Source organism: Sneathia sp. DSM 16631 (assembly GCF_014892235.1).
Classification (GTDB): Bacteria; Fusobacteriota; Fusobacteriia; order Fusobacteriales; family Leptotrichiaceae; genus Sneathia; species Sneathia vaginalis.
The window spans coordinates 1-339 of sequence record NZ_JADBHL010000046.1 but is presented as its reverse complement, the minus strand read 5'-3'; the positions used below and the strand labels follow the sequence as shown (position 1 = coordinate 339).

The following is a 339-nucleotide window of genomic DNA, read 5'->3' as shown; positions in this document are numbered from 1 at the left end:
TTATTTAGCTTCTCATTCTAACTCTTTTTTTAAGTTGTAATTCTTTTTTACCTACTATTCATTTCTCATTGTCCTAAATCTTTATTTGGTGGAGATAAGCAGGATCGAACTGCTGACCTCCGCAGTGCAAGTGCGGCGCTCTCCCAGCTGAGCTATATCCCCATTTGTTAGTCGTGTATTGGTGGGCATGAATGGACTCGAACCATCGACCCCTGCGTTATCAGCACAGTGCTCTAACCACCTGAGCTACACGCCCATTTTAATGAAAGTTAGCAAACAAGTGTTACTTGTCTTTTTCTCCTTAGAAAGGAGGTGATCCATCCGCACCTTCCGGTACGG

Annotated in this window: 2 tRNA genes; both read right to left on the bottom strand. The window is 43.7% G+C overall.

Going from position 1 to position 339, the window contains the following annotated elements:
- Positions 1-86 precede the first annotated feature (86 nt).
- Positions 87-162: transfer RNA gene (locus tag IMK15_RS06350), tRNA-Ala, on the bottom strand.
- Between the two features lie 17 nt (positions 163-179).
- Positions 180-256, bottom strand: a tRNA-Ile gene (locus IMK15_RS06345).
- Positions 257-339 lie beyond the last annotated feature (83 nt).